Here is a 15,156-nt window from a genome sequence, read left to right on the forward strand (position 1 = left end):
CGGGAGGGACTCCGGGATGGGTGGGAAGTGGGTTACTTGCGCCATAGCCAGCCGTCCTTGGAACCGTACACACCGTTGGCAACGAGGCCGGTTACGGCCGCCCTGGCACGCTCGTTTCGCTTCCGCGGCTCACAGGTCAGGCACGAGGCGACGACCCGTACAGCGGTCTCAATTTCGAGGCATGGCTGGTTCGGCGCAGCGTCACCCTTGCCGAAGTCGCGAGACTGGCGCAGCGGCTCGGCGAGTGCATCGAGCGCGATACGCTGATTGCCGCCCTGCGGGAGCTTCACGCGTCGCACCTCGCCGGCGCTGTCGTCCGGCTCCACGACACACGAAGTCACCGGCTCGCCAAGCTCGCCGTCCTCGAGTTCGACAACGCGCAGCGCGAAGGCATGGCGCCCGCCGTCTGCATCGTCCTTGCTCTTTGCGACGCTCCATTCGCGGCGCGCGTCACTGCGTGTGACTTCAATAGCGGCGTCGAGCGCGGCGTACAGGCTGCTATGGCCGCGCAGGCCCCTTGCGCTATCTTTCCCCGTGTGCGAGACCAACAGCACCAGACCGCCAACGCGGCGCTGTAGCTCCTTGCACGCCTTGATGAGCTGGCCCATGTCCGCGCTGGAGTTTTCATCAGTGCCCGGCGCAGCGCGGTTGAGCGTGTCGATGACAAGCAGTCCGTCGCGACCGCCGGCCGCCAGCACCGCCGCGCACAAGTCGGCCACGTCTTCCGGCTGTTGCAGGTCGAGCGGTTGCGTGACAAAGCGCAGCCTCTCCGGCAGATTGCACCGCTGGCGGATGCTCCACGCCTTCGCGCGCTTGCCGAGGCCCGCTTCGCCTTCGAGACACACATAGGTCACAGGGGCGGCGTGCACACGCCTGCCGAACCATTCGGAGCCGCCCGCGATGGCGGCGCAAAGGTCGAGCATCAGAAACGACTTCCCCGAGCCTGACGGTCCGTAGATGGCAGCAAAGCCGGAAACGGGCAACACGCCGTGCACCATCCAGCGCAGTGGCGGCGCGCCCAGCAAGTCAGCGGCCGATTGCAGCCGGTAGCGCATGGGCGGCGTCCTCGCGGCCCGCAGCAGGTCCGCCAGCGCTTCGGTGCCGTGCTCGGCCTCGTAGTCGTTGGCGTCATAGTTCGCCGGCTTGCTGGCGGGCAGTTCGGCCCACGCGCCCGCGATTTCGCGGGCAATGTCTTCGGCGTCCGTCTCCTTGCCGCAGTCGGGCACGATGACGATGCGCGCGGCCGGAAACCGCTTGCGCAGCACCTTTGCGATGGCGCGAGTACGGCCGGCGCCGAACGTGACCACCGCGGCGGCGTGATAGTCGGCCTTGGCGCACGCCCACGCCTGCCCGATTCCCTCGCAGACGTATAGCGTGCCGTCGGCCGTAATGTCCCCGACCACGAACAGGCCATCATTGAACGATGCTCCCGGAGCGTTGAGCTTCTTCCCGGCACCCGGCGGCGGGACGAATTGCACCGTGCAGAACATCCCATCGAACGAACGCACCGGCACCGCGAGCCAGCCTGACACGCGTTCGCCGCCGATGGTCAACGCGTCATCGACTGGCACCACACGCAGGCCATCAGGGCTTCCGCGCTTCGCCACGATGTAGGGATGGTCGGCGCTGGCGGCCGGATAGCCATCGAACGTCGCGGCCAAGTCGGTGCGCGGCTTCCGAGGCGCGTCAGCCTTCGGCGATTTCGCGACGGGCACCCGCGCAGCCGGCGTGCCGTTGCGCGCGCGTGGATCGCGCCAACCAACATCCATCGCCATCCTGAACAGCGTGCCCGACCCGATGCCCCCTTCCGGCTTGATGCTGCGCCATACTGAACGGGCGTCGCGCTCACCGCCGTAGTTGGCGCCGCCGGCCGACCACTCAAGAAAATCATCCTCGGACAGGCCCGCCGCCTTCGCAGCCATGCCGGCGCTCACCCACTCATTGCGCGGGCAACCGGCGTCGAGCGCAAACAAGGCGTCACGGGCACGCGCGGCGTCGTGACCGTTTACCATGCGACCCCCTTGCTGCGCTTCGCGAGCCAGCGTGCAATCTGGCGACGGTCGAGCGCGCTGAGGGCGTAGATGCCGCGTTCGACCTCGATACCGTCACGGTCGATGCAAGGCACCTTGGCGCACGGGATTTCCAACCCCTTGCCGCGCAGGTCGAAAATCAAGTCAGGGCCATTCGACGCGCCGGCCACGCGGTCAACTTCCTCGCGCGGCATCGAGCGCCGCATGAGTGCTTGAAGGACGCGCAGATGACGCGGATTGTCGGTTCCGGCAAAATGGCGTTGCTTGTTCGCGCTCGTCTGCTCCGGCTGGCGGGCGTTTTTCTTTTTCATTACGCCACTCCGCGCATCAACTGCTGGACCGCGTCAGCCGGCCACGCGAGAAAGCGGTTCGGCAATTTCACGGGGCGCACGCCGTGGTAGCTGCCGGTCTCCATGTAGCGCTTGCGGATGCTCTGCGGGCGCAGGGACAGCGCCGATGCGAGTTCTTCGGTCGTGATGAATTGGCGGCTCGCAGGCACCGCCGTAACTTGCTGCGTGGTCATGTGTATCACCTTCCCGCCGTGCGGCGTTGAATTGAGGTGATACGGATTTTTTGGCGTGTCTTTGCGTTATCCGATAGACGCGCGCCTTAGCGAGCCTTGGCGCGCATTAACGAGTGTTCGCGCGCCGCAGGCGGTCGGTGAGGTTCTTCTTCGTGAAGAATTTGACGGTCCCGTTATCGTCCCACTTGACTCCCTCGGCCTCGGCATAGCCTAGCAATGGAGCCGGTCGACTAATCTCCTGCGCCAATTTCGAGAGCGCCGCCCAAACCGAATGGGTGTCGCTCGGGTCTTCCGCCAAGGACTTTGCCTTGTCGATGACTGCCTTGAGCGGATTGCTGCGCGTTCCAAGGGAGTGTTTCGTGGCGTTGAGCGCACCCGCGCCGTTAAGCCGGCGGTCTGGCTCTTCCGGCAATGCTGGCGGCGGCTCAACTGGAAAGCGATATGTCACGCGCCAATCAGGATGCGAGTCGAGCAGCTTGTTAACGTCGGCAATGTCCACACGGTCATAGAACGTGCGGAGGTTCTTTGGCACGGCGTATGGCAGGAAGTCCCCAAGGTCGCGCGGATTCTTCAATGGCAGAGCGCCGCCCTTGATTTCGGCCACAAGCGTGGACTCCCAGCGCGCCGCCTCGGTGCCTGTCTCCTTGGCGAGGATCCCGACCACCTCATCAATCAGGCGCCGGCCCGCGGCTTCCATCTCGGCCTGCTCGCAATTCGCCTGCGTGGCCGGGTTCAGGCGCATTGGTATCTGTTCGCGCGCCAGCCACTCGTCAATGCTGTACTCGTTCAGCAGCACCTCACCGTCTTTTCGCCGCTCGTTCGGAACCAACTCGTCTTTCTGCATGGCGCCTTCCATGCGCGCAATCAGCGAGGTCTTCAGTGCGTACTCGGCGATGTAATCGTTCGGGTGAGCCAGCTTGGCAAGGATGTCCGCAGCGTCCGCGGCCGTATAGCGGCGAACGGAGTGGCACAAGGAAGCCAGCACTCTTTGTGCGTCGTCGGCAGTAAGCGACCAGGCAGCCGGGGAAGCTGAAATCTCATGGGCCTCTGGCACTTCGGCTTCGATAGGACCGTGCAAAGTGATTTGTTTGGCTCGGGCCATTTCGGCTATCTGTGGAATAACGCCGGGAATGCCATCGGGGGACCATCCTCGTACATGCAGGGCAATTTCGATTGTGCGGCGCAGACCGTCCCGCTCGTCAAGGCCGTGCGCGTGATTGATGCCCTGGTCGGCACGCTGTACCGCAATCATCCACGCCAGGTCTTCAATGGTGATGCGCTGCGCTTGCTCAGGAGCCTCGTCCGGGGCTGGACTCACGAGCCATGTATCCTCAGCGAATGCGAGAAATGACTGGCGCTCGAAAAAAAGGGCGTGGAACGGTTCAAAAGTATCCCGCGTTGGAATGCTGCTAATCGGGAGGAAGTCACGTCCACGCGGTATCAGCTTCCCGGCTTGGCAAGCCGCTTCAACAAAGCGCCGGAGAACTTCTGCACGGTCGATACGAATTGCTTCGTTTTCTTCGGGCGCCAGGTCCAGACCGTCCTTATATTTTTCGCGAACCAGCGCCGCAATGAATTCTTCGCAGTTGATGGGCGAATGCCCGTCGTCGGACCAAAAACTGACCCTATCAGCCATTTGCACGCCTTCAAGCGCAAACCTTCAATCTGGAGCCCCTGCCAGGCCGGTGAAGGTGTCCGGCTCTTCGCCCCGTCGAGCTAGGCAGGAGCAAACCACGATGCTACAGCCAACGCGCCAATCAATAACGGGCGTCGTTCGCCGCCTCTCGGGCCTCGAACCGTCGCATCTGCCAGCCGCGAATCTGGACAAGCGCACGCGCCCATTGCGTCGGCGTGAGGATCCGCCAGCCAAATTCCGGCCGTGGCCACATCCGCTTTACCCGAAAGGACTCAATGTCCGCCCAATTGGGGTTCGCCGGATTGTCGGACGCCGCGGGCGTGTACAAGGCAACATACGCCGGTACGTCCGCCAGCCTCGCGAGCTGCTGCAATACCCCTGCGGGCTTCTCCTGGCCAATATCCATCGCCACTTCAACCAGCGCCAGCGGAACCTTGGCGCCATGGTCGTATTCGGTGAACAGGACAGAATCGAGGTCCACCATCGTCAGAGATTCAGCCTGCGTCGCATGCAAATATCTGCGAATCGAGGGCGCTCGATGCCAAGCTCCATAGGCGCGGTCGCGCACGTCGTATTGTTCGAGCCTCATAGTCAGCTCCAAGGTAAGAGCGCGACGGCGGCGCGGCGCGCGGTGATTTCAGGTCATGTTATGGGGACGAGTGTTGAGTTCCATCATTCGTGCGCAAGCTCGCCGAGTTGCCGCTCGACTAGCAGACATTTCAACCGGGATGCCTCATGGAGGAGTGCAGCGGCATCCTCCTGTAACTGCTCGACCTCCTGCCAGATGGCGTCATTGCGCTTCTCAAGCAGGTCTTTCGCGTCGCTCCATTGCTTCGCTCGACGTATCTGGTCGAGGGTCCAATATGCGTTGGCGTGCTCGCGCGCCCAGGCCCGCAAGTTCGCCTCATCGTCACGACGCGAGTGGCGCACCGTGCTGAGCATAGGAACGCCGCGCGGGGTCGGCCCATGGCGTCTGGCATTCAGCACGGGCGGCCGGTCAAAAGCCGGGTGCGTCAGGACCTGTGCGCTATTCATGGCGTGCCTCGTGCACCAGGGCCCCAAGGCTGGTAGCCAGATTGTCCATATCCGCCTTCAAATCAATAAGCGTGCAATGCACCGGCAATCCTCTGGGGTCTTCAGGGTCGTCATACGGCACCGCCTCGACCATAAACGCCAGCGTGTTATAAACCCTCCACGCGAGAGACGCCTTTTGGTTTAGCAAAGCCTCGACTCGCTCCAGCACACAAGCCGCGTCCTTGGGGGCCTCTGCGGCCCGGGTAGAATTGGCGTTAGCCATGACGAACCCCGCGTGCGTCGAGACCCGCTTTTACTGCTCTCTCGCGAATCACATCGATGTCGTTCGCTTGTAGGTCAGCTTGCAAAGCGCCATGCTCACATAGCGCCTTGATGTCGCGGTCGTCCGTCAGCCGAGAAATGCTGCGAAAGATTGCACTCATCGCCTCAGCCTGCTCGTAGGTGATGTTTGCGATGCCTTCGATGTCATCGACGGAAACGGGCTGAAATCCGTCTATGAGGATGCGTTCGGTAAAATCGACTGTAGCCATGATACGAACCTCCATAACAGGTCGTGTTTCGGTCAGGCGGTCACGGTGTTGGTAGCACCCTGGCCGCCGCTTCTGCCTGAAGCCGTCAGGCAGCGGTTGCCTCCTTCGGGCCGGACGCTTCCTCGGCCTTAAACTCAATTCCAGCTTCTTCCAGCATCCACGCTTCGATTCGGGTGTGCCACTGGCGCAGCAGGTCAAGCGGGCGGCGGCGGTAGTGCTTCTCGGCCAGCGCGCTCGGCTTGTGCCCTTGAATTTGAGCCACGATACCGGCTGGTACTTCCAGCCATTCCGCGAGCGTGCCGAACGAGCGGCGCAGACCCTGCAGCGTCACATGGGGCAGGCCTGCTTCTTCAATAGCAGCCCCGTGTGCGTAGCGCGGTTCCTCAATGTGCCCGCTCTCCGATGCACTGCTCGGAAACACCCATGGCGATGGTTGCCACGGCGTGCCGGCTGCTTTCATTGTCTGCAGTTGCGTGACGTTCGGTGGCGTGTCGTTGATGCGCTTCAGTTCGAGCAGCAGCGACTTGAAGTAGGGCGTCAGTGGAATGGTGCGGGTACCTTCTATCTTGTCGCGCAGCTTCACCTTGTTCCAGCGCAAGTCGACATTGTCCCAGCGAAGCTCAGCCAGCTCCTCACGGCGTGGGCCGGTGATGAGAACACCTTGCAGATAGGCAGACACCACAGGATTGGACAGGGCGCGCACCGCTTTGAACCATGCCGACAGTTGCTCGCGTTCGAGGCAATCGCCTTCAGGCGTATTCACACTTGGCAGCAGGGCTGTGACCTTCGGGGATGAATGGCAATCGTCCGGCAGAAGTCCCTTGAATCTGGGCTGACCCTCGCACCAGCCGGCGAAGGCCTTGAACATCCGGTACGCGTAGGCGATGCTAGTTGGTCGCTCGGCAACCTCATCCTCCATCCAGTCGGCAACGCGGTCGCCGGTCATATCGGGCAGTTTCACCGGCATAAGCGCATACAGCGGACCTTGGCTAGTCAGTCCCTTTCCGCGCTTCTTCTTCGCACCACCGGGGGCGGCCAATTTGTGGTGGTCCTCAATGTACTGGGCGCTCCGGGGACGCTTCGTTTTCGGAGAGGGTTTCGTTTCGAGGTCTGTCAGGTAAGCCGCCCATGCCTCGGCAAAAATCACGTTCTGACGCACCGCTTCGGCCTTTCGAGCGGCTCCGGCTGCACGCTGCTCGGCGGCCTCCTCGCGCGGATCCTTGCCGGCATCAATTAGGCGCTGCAGGCGGCGCGCTTCGTCACGCGCGTCATCAATGCCCCAATCCTTCGGTGCACCAATCGTGACGCGCACCGTCGCCCCGTTCAGCTTGCCCTGATAGATATAGGCCAGCGCACCCGCTGCCGTGGCTCGAACGCCAAGGCCGGACGCACCGCTATCCCAGAGAAAGGCTTGAGACTTGCCAGCAGGGCATCGATGCCCGTTGACCCGTCCCGCCGTGAAATTGACCTTGGCCACAGTTCCCACCTTCGAGCAGGGGTTACACGGCCATTCGTGTAACCACCATGTAACCCGATTGTGTAACCGTAGACCAATCTATGTCAACGTCAATCTATTGGGTTTTCACTCCAAGCTGCTGTATATATTGAATTTTTCTGGCTGGAGTAAATTTCGGTCAACGCCGAAAAATGCCGACTTTCGATGATTTGTAATCATCAGGTGGCGGGTTCGAGTCCTGCAGCCGGCACCAGTCAGACCAAGGGGTTACGTGAGATTCTCACGTAACCCCTTGTGCGTTTTGGGGCGGTGAAAACTTCGTTTTGCGCCGGCATTTGTCCATTGGCGGTTTCTCGCGCCGTTGTCCCCTCCACGCCCCCAGCTTGCGCCCGCCCTCCATTTAATTAATGCGACTCTAAATGCGCGACGCATAAATCCGGTATTTACGCCAAAATGCCATGCCCGCCTGGGAAGATAGGTAGAATATCGCCGATGACTAAAGCAAGTACTAAAGCGAAACGATAAAAGGATTGAAAATGGGGGCGCAGGATCTGATAACGGCCATCACCGGGGGCCTTGCACAGACCGATCGACTGCTCAAACTCGATACACCGTTCGGCGATAATGTCCTGTTGCCGCAACGCGTAATTGGCCACTCACGTATTGGCCGCGATTATGGCTTTACGCTCGACGCCGTTTCCACCGACGACCATATCGAGCTGAAGCAACTCATCGCGCAGCCAGTCACGCTCTGGCTCCAGCAGACCGACCGATCGTATCTCCCGCATCACGGCTACGTCCATACGGCGCGGCGCCTGGGCGCCGATGGCGGCCTTACGAGCTACCAGCTTCAGTTCGCCTCGTGGCTGCACTTCCTGCGATTCCGCAAGGACGCCCGCATCTGGCAGGACAAGTCCGCCGACACCATTCTCACCGACGTCTTCAACGCCCATCCGCAAGCGCAGGGCGCATTTCGATTTGCGATTCAAAATGCTTTGCCACAGCGCTCGTTCTGCATGCAATACGAAGACGACTGGAATTTCTGCCAGCGGATTATGGAGTCCGAGGGTTTATTCAGTTATTTCGAACAGGCAGAGGACGGTAAATCACACGCGGTCGTTATTACCGATAATATCGATTCATTGCCCGCATTAAATCCGCAGGCGGTTAATTTTTACCGATCGGGTGTCAATAGCGAAACCGATGCGCTCGTGCAATGGAGTGGCACGCGCACTTTGCAGAGCGTCGCGCTGACCACGCGTACGTTCGACTACAAATCCCCTTCGACCGCCGCCAATCCAAAAGGCACCTCGGTTTCCACGCTCGCGACCCAGGGCGACCTGCCGCAGCAGGCGGAAGTCTACGAATACACGGGCGCCTACACCCACGATGACCAGTCGCGCGGCGACGCGCTCTCGGAAATCCGCATGGAGGAGTGGGAGTCGCGCGCCAAGCGTTTCGAAGGCGCGGGCGCGGCGCGCCGCCTCGATGCAGGCTACTCGTTCGAGCTCGATGGACACCCGGAACACGATACGGACAGCGCGCAGAACCGCCAGTTCGCGGTGATCGAGGCGCAGTGGTTCATCGAGAACAATTTGCCCGTCTCGGCTATGCAGCAGGCGTTTCCCTACAGTCTGGAGGGCAAGCTGGCGGCGATCAGGGCGTCGCATCAGGGCGAACGCGATGCGCTGACCGTCACGGGCCTGGACGGCAGCGAAGGCTTCCTCCTCGTGCAGATCGAGGCGCAGCGCAAAGCCGTGCCGTACCGCAGCCCGTTCGAGCATCACAAGCCGGAAATGCAGATGCAGACGGCGATCGTGGTCGGCCCGGCGAACGAAGAGGTCTATACCGATTCGCTGAACCGCATCAAGGTGCGATTCCACTGGGACCGCCTGAATGCCGGCGACGAAAAAGCCTCGTGCTGGGTGCGCGTGGCGATGTCCGATACGGGTGGCGGATACGGTGGCGTGCACGTGCCGCGCGTGGGCGAGGAAGTGATCGTGAACTGGCTCGGCGGCGACTGCGACCGGCCCATCGTGACCGGACGTGCCTACAACAGCTCGACGAATCCGCACTGGCACTCGAACGGCATTCTTTCGGGCTACAAGTCGAAGGAATACGGCGGCAGCGGCTACAACCAGATGGTGATGGACGACGCCACCGGCCAGAACCGCATGCAGCTCTACAGCACGAGCGCGAATTCACAGCTTCATCTGGGCTATCTGATCGCGCAAAACGCGAATGCGCGCGGCGCATATCTGGGCAGCGGCTTTGACCTGAAGTCGGATGCGTATGGCGCGATCCGCGCGGGCCAGGGGCTTTATGTCAGCACCTATGCGAAGGGCGCAGCGAGCCAGCAGCTCGACGTGAGCGAAGCGCATGCGCAACTCACCGGCGCGCAGGATGCGCTGGACGCGCTCTCGCAGGCGAGCGAAACGCATCAGGCCGAATCGTTGAAGGACGGCGGCGATGCGCTCAAAACATTCGCGAGTGCAACGCAATCGATTGCGCAGGGCGCGGCGGCGAGCGGCGGTAATACCGCAGGCGGCGGCACCGGCAAAGTGAATGCGTTCAGCGAGCCCGTGATGCTGATGGCGAGTCCTTCTGGCCTCGCGCTCTCGACGCAGCAGTCGACGCACATCGCGGCCAACGAACAGATCAACCTCGTTAGCGGGCAAAACACATACGTGGCGACGGGCAAGTCGCTGATCGTGAGCGCGGCGCAGAAGCTGAGCCTCTTCGTCCAGAACGCCGGCATGAAGCTGTTCGCGGGCAACGGCAAAGTGGAGATCCAGGCGCACACCGACAACATCGAAGCGACCGCGCAAAAGAGCGTCAAGCTCATCTCGGCGACAGAAAACATTGAGGCCGCCGCGAAGCAGGAAATCCTGCTGACTTCGGGCGGCGCCTATATCCGCCTCAAGGACGGCAACATCGAAATTCACGCGCCGGGCAAGATCGACGTGAAGGGCGCACAGCACAATTTTTCGGGCCCCACGAGTCTGCCGTATCCGATGCCGCAGTTGCCCAATAGCGTCTACAAGGAATGTCTGCTCGGCGCCTATCACGGTCAGGACATGTTCACGGGGGCCTGACGATGAACGAGATGCGAACTGGCGCACAGGCCGATGCCGTCGATGCCGTCGATCCTTGGGCGCAGCACGTCGCGCAGCTTCGCGCGTCGCTGCTTGCGCCACCGGGCGAGCGCGAGCGGTTTCTTTATCTGCTGATCGATACGCGCGGCGAACCGGACCTGCACAAGCGATGGGCCGACGATCGTGGCTGGCGGTACGTATCGTTGTGGGAGAACCTCTCGACGTCGTCTTATCACGACATTGCGCCCTACCTGATCGCGATCGAGCCCGGCGTTCTCGAGGGCACCGATAGCCGTCACACACTGCTCCGAGAGTTGTGGGCGGATACGGCTGATCGTCCGATGTTGACGTGGGCCGCCTCGCCGTTCGGGCTGGATGCGCTTGCGCAGCACTTTCAGCATTTCTGTACGTTTCGCAATTCGGCGTCGCGGCTCTTCTATCTGCACTTTTGCGACAACCGTGTGCTGACGCGCCTGCACCAGGGATTCGAGCCGGCGCTGTGGCAGGCGTTCATCGCGCCGTGTTACGCGCTGAGTACTCGCGATCGCCGGAACCGGCCGGTGGTGTGGCGCAATCCGCTGCCGCCGTCGTACGCAGCCGATCCGGCGCCGCTGAAGTTGAGCGACGCGCAGTATGAACGGCTGCTCGCAGTGGGCTATCCAGACAAGCTCGCGATGCAGATCAGACGGATTTGCGACGTGGACGACGATGAAGTACCGGAAGCGGACTGGATCGAGCGCGTCGAGGTGCAGCTCGCGCGTGCGCAGGCTTATGGGTTCAAGGACGAACGGGCGCTCGCGCGATATACGACGCTGGGAGTGCTGGTCTCGCAGACATTCGACGAGCATCCGGCCGTGCAGCCGGTCTTGCGGCGACTGGCTGACGGGGGGGATGCGTCAGCGGTGATCGATGCGGTTGAGGTGGCAGTCGAGCAACATGTGGACGAGTTGACGGGTAATGGGTAAATACTTCGAAACGTTTGTGCCGCTCTTGTTCTCGTTCTCGACAGGTCGGGCGCCGATTTGCGCCGTGGCGCTGGCTCTCGCGTTGCTGCCTGCGTGCAGCAAGTTGTCGTCGGAGCCGGTGTATGGCGGCTTGAGCATGGAAGGTTTCAATTACACGCCGTACAACCTCGATCGATTCGTGGTGCGCGATAAATACGGTAATACGGCGGGTGGTGGCGGTGATTTGATGCCGGGAGCGGGGGAGGGCAGTTTGAGTTGCTGCTATAAGCTCAAGGGGACGGACTTCACGGTCGATTGGGAAGTCTATGATATGGACGCGCGCTCGGGACCGTACGCACCCATCGAGGAAATTCACAAGACGACGCATGTGCATCTGCCGCCCACCAAGGTTACTGGCGAAGCGGGCGATGTGGTACTGGGCTTGCATTTCTACCCCGACGATCACATCGAGTTCGAGTTCAGGCATGACCTGCACGGCTCGCGGATTGATTATTCGGAGGTCTTCGGTTGGCTTTGGAATAATTACCGCAAGCAGGCTTTTCCGTCGAACCTCGACGACGCCCAGGCTTTTCGCCTGACTGCCCGCATTGGTGCGGATGGGTGGAAGAAATATCGCCTGACGAGCGTGAAGGACATGAAGCAGTACGTCTATTACACGCTGATCGTGAATCCCCAATTCGACGCGTATCCAGCAGTTCAAAAGATTCTCGCCGAAACCAAAGGCAAGCCGGACGCATTCGGTGAGGCGATGCAGAGACTGCCGCCGAGCGTCGTAAATGAGATCAAGCACTTCTGTCCTCAACAGGCGGAAACCAACACCCGGGAAATTTCAAAGAATGGCTAACGAATTCATGACCTTCGCGTCGGTCGCGCGAATCATGCGCCGAGCCCATGTCGCGATGACGATTGCTACGGTCATCGTACTGTCGGGGTGCAACAAGTTGTCTTCGGAGCCGGTGTACAGCGGCTTGAGCGTCGAGGGATTCAACTATATGCCGTACAACCTCACGTACTTCGTGGTGCATGACAAATACGGAAATACGGCAAGCGGTGGTGGTGACCTGATGCCAGGTGCTGGGGAGGGGCGACTGAGTTGCTGCTACAAGCTCAAGGGGACTGACTTCACGGTTGATTGGGAAGTCTACGATATCGACGACAACCCCGATCTTTACGCTCCGCTCAAGAAAATCAGGAAGACCGCGCAGGTGCATCTGCCGCCCACCGAAGTCACAGGCGAAGCGGGTGATGTGGTGCTGGGCCTCCATTTTTACCCCGACGATCACGTTGAGTTCGAGTTCAGACATGATCTGCACGGATCGCGGATTGATTATTCTGAGGTCTTTGGTTGGCTTTGGAATAACTATCGCAAGGAGGCTTTTCCGTCGAACTTCGACGACGCGCAGTCTTTCCGCCTTACTGCTCGCATTGCTGCGGATGGATGGAAGAAGTACCGCCTGACGAGCGTGAAGGACATGGAGCAGTACGTCTACTATGCGCTGGTCGTGAATCCGCATTTCGATGCGTACCCTGCGGTTCAAAAGATCCTCGCCGAAACTCAGGACAAGCCGGACGCATTCGGTAAGGCGATGCAAAAGCTGCCGCCGAACGTCGTGGACGAGATCAAACGTTTCCGTCCGGAGCATGAGGAGGCCAGCCATGGATGATGAGGTGATCGACAACAGCAAGATGGATCCGGTTGACCGGACGCCCGTCATGATCCAGACCGCACGCGGGAAAAGCGAAAACGCCTATCCGAAAGACCACTGCATTCCGTGCGGCGGAATCGTACATATGGGATTCTTTTTCGATGGCTTCGGCCGCCATCGTCACTACGACGATCCAGCCACGTCGCGATATTCAAATATTTGCCGCTTGTGGGAGGCACATCGCGATAACAGGGATGGGCGTCGGCGAACGTCAAATTATGAAAATCAGCTCTGGTATCCGTTTTACTACTCCGGCCTTGGTACCGAGCTGAACGAGGAAGCAAAAACAGGCGCAATCCAGGGCGCCGGCATGAAAGCGCTGAAGACGACGATGGGCGCCGCAGGCGACAAACTGAAGGATCTGCCCGGCAAGATCACGGGCGCCGACCGCCTTAAGCTCGATCCCGAGAAGAAGGTTCAGGATGGCATCAAGCAGAGCCTCACGGAGTTTTCGGTCAGGCCGGTGGTGCAGGCCTTCAATGACATCATGAAAGCCGCCGAAAAGATGCCAGAAGAAGCGGTGCGCATGTATCGGATCGTTTCGGGTGACCGGCTCGTGCGACGCGGTCGTGCCGTATTGCGATCGACGCTCTACGAAGCCGCTACCCATCCGTGGAAAGCCGGCTGGGAGGTCATCAAGGGCGTGGCAGTGGGCTATGCGCTAGATACGATTCCGTGGTGTCGCGACAATCGCGCCGTGGCGGCGTTGATGGGAACCGGCGTGCAGGACCGGGTCGATGCAGCACTGCGACAGTTCGAGAATGCGTTCAAGGACGCGATGTCGGCACGCGACAAACTGCAACGTATTCAAGTATCGATCTTCGGCGCCGATCGAGGCGCGGTCATCGCGCGCGTGTTCGCCAACGAACTGGTCAACAAATACAAGCGACGCGACGCGACCGATCTCGTAGTGCAGGGCGTGCCAATCGAGATCAAGTTCATGGGGTTGTTCGATGCGGTGTCGTCGATCATGGAGGAAAACAAGCTGTTGAGCGCACTGCCGGTTTTCGATCTGCTCAAGCAGAACTTCGGCGATCTGAATCTTGCCGTGCCGGAGGCTGTGCAGCGTTGTGTTCACTTGGCGGCGGGACACGAATTGCGTTTCTATCAGCGGCTCGACAGTCTCGAGAAGACACGCGGCGAGCAATACCTGTATCCGGGGACGAGCGAGGACGTGACGGGCGGTTCACCGCCCGGGTCGCTCGGCGCCCGGTCCGAACTGCAGCGCATTCCGCTTCGCGACATGCTCAACGCGGCCTATGCAGCTGGCGTAGCCATCGACGCAATGGAGCAGATGGCCAAATACAAGCGCGATACGTTTGCCAAATTTTCGCTGGCCCGACGCATCACCGAAGGCACCGGCGCCTACACGATGCCCGACCTCATCAAGGCTTATCAAAAGCTCGTGCCATACAAGCAGGGACTGGATTTCGTGTCCCACATGCAGATATTTATCCGATGGCTGGCCGTACGCTACCAGTCGCCGGCGTTCCGCGCTTCGGTCATGCGCGCGGGCGACCGGTTCAAGGCCGAGCATCAGCGCTTGTTGAAGGAGAAGCAGGACGCGCAGGCAAACTACGATGCGGTACGAAACCGGTTCTTCAGCACTACAAGGCAGCTTGCCGAAGCGAAGATCCGGCTCGACAACGCGAGCGAGGCCGAGGACGAGGCGCTGCGCAAGACGCGTCTCGAACTCTCCAGGCCAACCGAGAGCGTATGGGAGCGGCTCCAGAACGAGTCGGCCGGGATGACCCAGCGCGCGGCGCGGCAGGACAGCCTCAAGCATACCGAGGAGAGGGTGAAGAAGCAGAGCATCCAGCCGTGGGGAACGGACCTGGACACGAGCGTTCGGGTGATCGAGGAGTCGATGCTGCCAGCGGATCAGCTCGCGCTCGCGAAGACCTGGAGCGACGCCTCGGCCGGCAAGAATCCGCTGCCCGCCGAGGTCATGGCGTTGTTCGATTTCCTCGTCCACGACACGATGCTGACGAGCTGGCACGATCACTTGCTGTCCGGGCCGCTGTACTTCCAGACGCGCGCGACCGATTCGTTCGGCACGACGGATTTTGCGGCGGAGAAGAAGCAGCACATTCACGATGATCGCGTGGCGAAACGGATCGACAGCATGAATCAGTCCGCTAATTCCGCATTGCCGACCGCGCGTCCGGGCGCGTGACACT

At 61.0% G+C, this 15,156-nt stretch carries 14 protein-coding genes and 1 tRNA gene; 6 read left to right on the forward strand and 9 right to left on the reverse strand.

Annotated features, from left to right (window positions below; translation table 11 throughout):
* Positions 1 to 32 precede the first annotated feature (32 nt).
* The 9 genes from U5775_RS16655 to U5775_RS16695 all read right to left on the reverse strand — a co-directional run bounded on the left by U5775_RS16655 (position 33) and on the right by U5775_RS16695 (position 7,231).
* Complete coding sequence (locus tag U5775_RS16655; protein WP_322059184.1) at positions 33 to 2,012, reverse strand: AAA family ATPase; 1,980 nt, start codon at positions 2,010 to 2,012, stop codon at positions 33 to 35.
* Positions 2,006 to 2,341 carry a hypothetical protein gene (locus U5775_RS16660; protein ID WP_322059185.1) on the reverse strand — a complete coding sequence of 112 codons (336 nt, stop codon included), beginning with the start codon at positions 2,339 to 2,341 and terminating at the stop codon, positions 2,006 to 2,008. Before U5775_RS16660 ends, U5775_RS16655 begins: the two co-directional genes overlap by 7 nt.
* Positions 2,341 to 2,553 (reverse strand): DNA-binding protein, encoded by a 213-nt coding sequence (locus U5775_RS16665; protein WP_322059186.1) that lies wholly within the window; start codon positions 2,551 to 2,553, stop codon positions 2,341 to 2,343. The genes U5775_RS16660 and U5775_RS16665 overlap by 1 nt, the downstream gene beginning before the upstream one ends.
* Before the next feature lie 106 nt (positions 2,554 to 2,659).
* Positions 2,660 to 4,189, reverse strand: coding sequence for a hypothetical protein (locus tag U5775_RS16670; protein WP_322059187.1), 1,530 nt, complete (start codon positions 4,187 to 4,189; stop codon positions 2,660 to 2,662).
* Between the two features lie 121 nt (positions 4,190 to 4,310).
* Complete coding sequence (locus U5775_RS16675; protein ID WP_322059188.1) at positions 4,311 to 4,778, reverse strand: hypothetical protein; 468 nt, start codon at positions 4,776 to 4,778, stop codon at positions 4,311 to 4,313.
* An 83-nt stretch (positions 4,779 to 4,861) separates the two neighbouring features.
* Positions 4,862 to 5,224, reverse strand: coding sequence for a hypothetical protein (locus U5775_RS16680; protein WP_322059189.1), 363 nt, complete (start codon positions 5,222 to 5,224; stop codon positions 4,862 to 4,864).
* Positions 5,217 to 5,486: a hypothetical protein gene (locus U5775_RS16685; protein ID WP_322059190.1), complete on the reverse strand. Its 270-nt coding sequence runs from the start codon at positions 5,484 to 5,486 to the stop codon at positions 5,217 to 5,219. Before U5775_RS16685 ends, U5775_RS16680 begins: the two co-directional genes overlap by 8 nt.
* Positions 5,479 to 5,754, reverse strand: coding sequence for a hypothetical protein (locus tag U5775_RS16690; RefSeq protein WP_322059191.1), 276 nt, complete (start codon positions 5,752 to 5,754; stop codon positions 5,479 to 5,481). Before U5775_RS16690 ends, U5775_RS16685 begins: the two co-directional genes overlap by 8 nt.
* Positions 5,755 to 5,839: 85 nt before the next feature.
* Positions 5,840 to 7,231 carry an integrase family protein gene (locus tag U5775_RS16695; protein ID WP_322059192.1) on the reverse strand — a complete coding sequence of 464 codons (1,392 nt, stop codon included), beginning with the start codon at positions 7,229 to 7,231 and terminating at the stop codon, positions 5,840 to 5,842.
* A gap of 140 nt (positions 7,232 to 7,371) precedes the next feature.
* Between U5775_RS16695 and U5775_RS16700 the strand changes: the two genes are divergently transcribed.
* The 6 genes from U5775_RS16700 to U5775_RS16725 all read left to right on the forward strand — a co-directional run bounded on the left by U5775_RS16700 (position 7,372) and on the right by U5775_RS16725 (position 15,152).
* Positions 7,372 to 7,463 (forward strand) — tRNA-Ser (locus U5775_RS16700).
* 283 nt (positions 7,464 to 7,746) lie between these two features.
* Positions 7,747 to 10,305, forward strand: coding sequence for a type VI secretion system Vgr family protein (locus U5775_RS16705; protein ID WP_322059193.1), 2,559 nt, complete (start codon positions 7,747 to 7,749; stop codon positions 10,303 to 10,305).
* Complete coding sequence (locus U5775_RS16710; RefSeq protein ID WP_322059194.1) at positions 10,257 to 11,270, forward strand: DUF4123 domain-containing protein; 1,014 nt, start codon at positions 10,257 to 10,259, stop codon at positions 11,268 to 11,270. Before U5775_RS16705 ends, U5775_RS16710 begins: the two co-directional genes overlap by 49 nt.
* On the forward strand, positions 11,263 to 12,114 hold the full coding sequence (locus U5775_RS16715) for a hypothetical protein (protein WP_322059195.1): 852 nt from the start codon (positions 11,263 to 11,265) through the stop codon (positions 12,112 to 12,114). The genes U5775_RS16710 and U5775_RS16715 overlap by 8 nt, the downstream gene beginning before the upstream one ends.
* The gene (locus U5775_RS16720; RefSeq protein ID WP_322059196.1) at positions 12,107 to 12,934 is read left to right on the forward strand and encodes a hypothetical protein; all 828 of its coding nucleotides are present in this window, start codon (positions 12,107 to 12,109) and stop codon (positions 12,932 to 12,934) included. Before U5775_RS16715 ends, U5775_RS16720 begins: the two co-directional genes overlap by 8 nt.
* The gene (locus U5775_RS16725; RefSeq protein WP_322059197.1) at positions 12,927 to 15,152 is read left to right on the forward strand and encodes a phospholipase effector Tle1 domain-containing protein; all 2,226 of its coding nucleotides are present in this window, start codon (positions 12,927 to 12,929) and stop codon (positions 15,150 to 15,152) included. The genes U5775_RS16720 and U5775_RS16725 overlap by 8 nt, the downstream gene beginning before the upstream one ends.
* Positions 15,153 to 15,156: the final 4 nt, after the last annotated feature.

Origin of the sequence: Paraburkholderia sp. J63, from assembly GCF_905220245.1 — a bacterium.
Lineage (GTDB): Bacteria > Pseudomonadota > Gammaproteobacteria > Burkholderiales > Burkholderiaceae > Paraburkholderia.

What these genes read in the sequence shown, in the direction of transcription:
- U5775_RS16725 (WP_322059197.1), top strand. Translation starts at nt 12,927, where the DNA reads ATGGATGATGAGGTGATCGACAACAGCAAGATGGATCCGGTTGACCGG.
- U5775_RS16670 (WP_322059187.1), bottom strand. Translation starts at nt 4,189, where the DNA reads ATGGCTGATAGGGTCAGTTTTTGGTCCGACGACGGGCATTCGCCCATC.
- U5775_RS16715 (WP_322059195.1), top strand. Translation starts at nt 11,263, where the DNA reads ATGGGTAAATACTTCGAAACGTTTGTGCCGCTCTTGTTCTCGTTCTCG.
- U5775_RS16665 (WP_322059186.1), bottom strand. Translation starts at nt 2,553, where the DNA reads ATGACCACGCAGCAAGTTACGGCGGTGCCTGCGAGCCGCCAATTCATC.
- U5775_RS16655 (WP_322059184.1), bottom strand. Translation starts at nt 2,012, where the DNA reads ATGGTAAACGGTCACGACGCCGCGCGTGCCCGTGACGCCTTGTTTGCG.
- U5775_RS16675 (WP_322059188.1), bottom strand. Translation starts at nt 4,778, where the DNA reads ATGAGGCTCGAACAATACGACGTGCGCGACCGCGCCTATGGAGCTTGG.
- U5775_RS16720 (WP_322059196.1), top strand. Translation starts at nt 12,107, where the DNA reads ATGGCTAACGAATTCATGACCTTCGCGTCGGTCGCGCGAATCATGCGC.
- U5775_RS16685 (WP_322059190.1), bottom strand. Translation starts at nt 5,486, where the DNA reads ATGGCTAACGCCAATTCTACCCGGGCCGCAGAGGCCCCCAAGGACGCG.
- U5775_RS16690 (WP_322059191.1), bottom strand. Translation starts at nt 5,754, where the DNA reads ATGGCTACAGTCGATTTTACCGAACGCATCCTCATAGACGGATTTCAG.
- U5775_RS16710 (WP_322059194.1), top strand. Translation starts at nt 10,257, where the DNA reads ATGTCTGCTCGGCGCCTATCACGGTCAGGACATGTTCACGGGGGCCTG.
- U5775_RS16660 (WP_322059185.1), bottom strand. Translation starts at nt 2,341, where the DNA reads ATGAAAAAGAAAAACGCCCGCCAGCCGGAGCAGACGAGCGCGAACAAG.
- U5775_RS16705 (WP_322059193.1), top strand. Translation starts at nt 7,747, where the DNA reads ATGGGGGCGCAGGATCTGATAACGGCCATCACCGGGGGCCTTGCACAG.
- U5775_RS16680 (WP_322059189.1), bottom strand. Translation starts at nt 5,224, where the DNA reads ATGAATAGCGCACAGGTCCTGACGCACCCGGCTTTTGACCGGCCGCCC.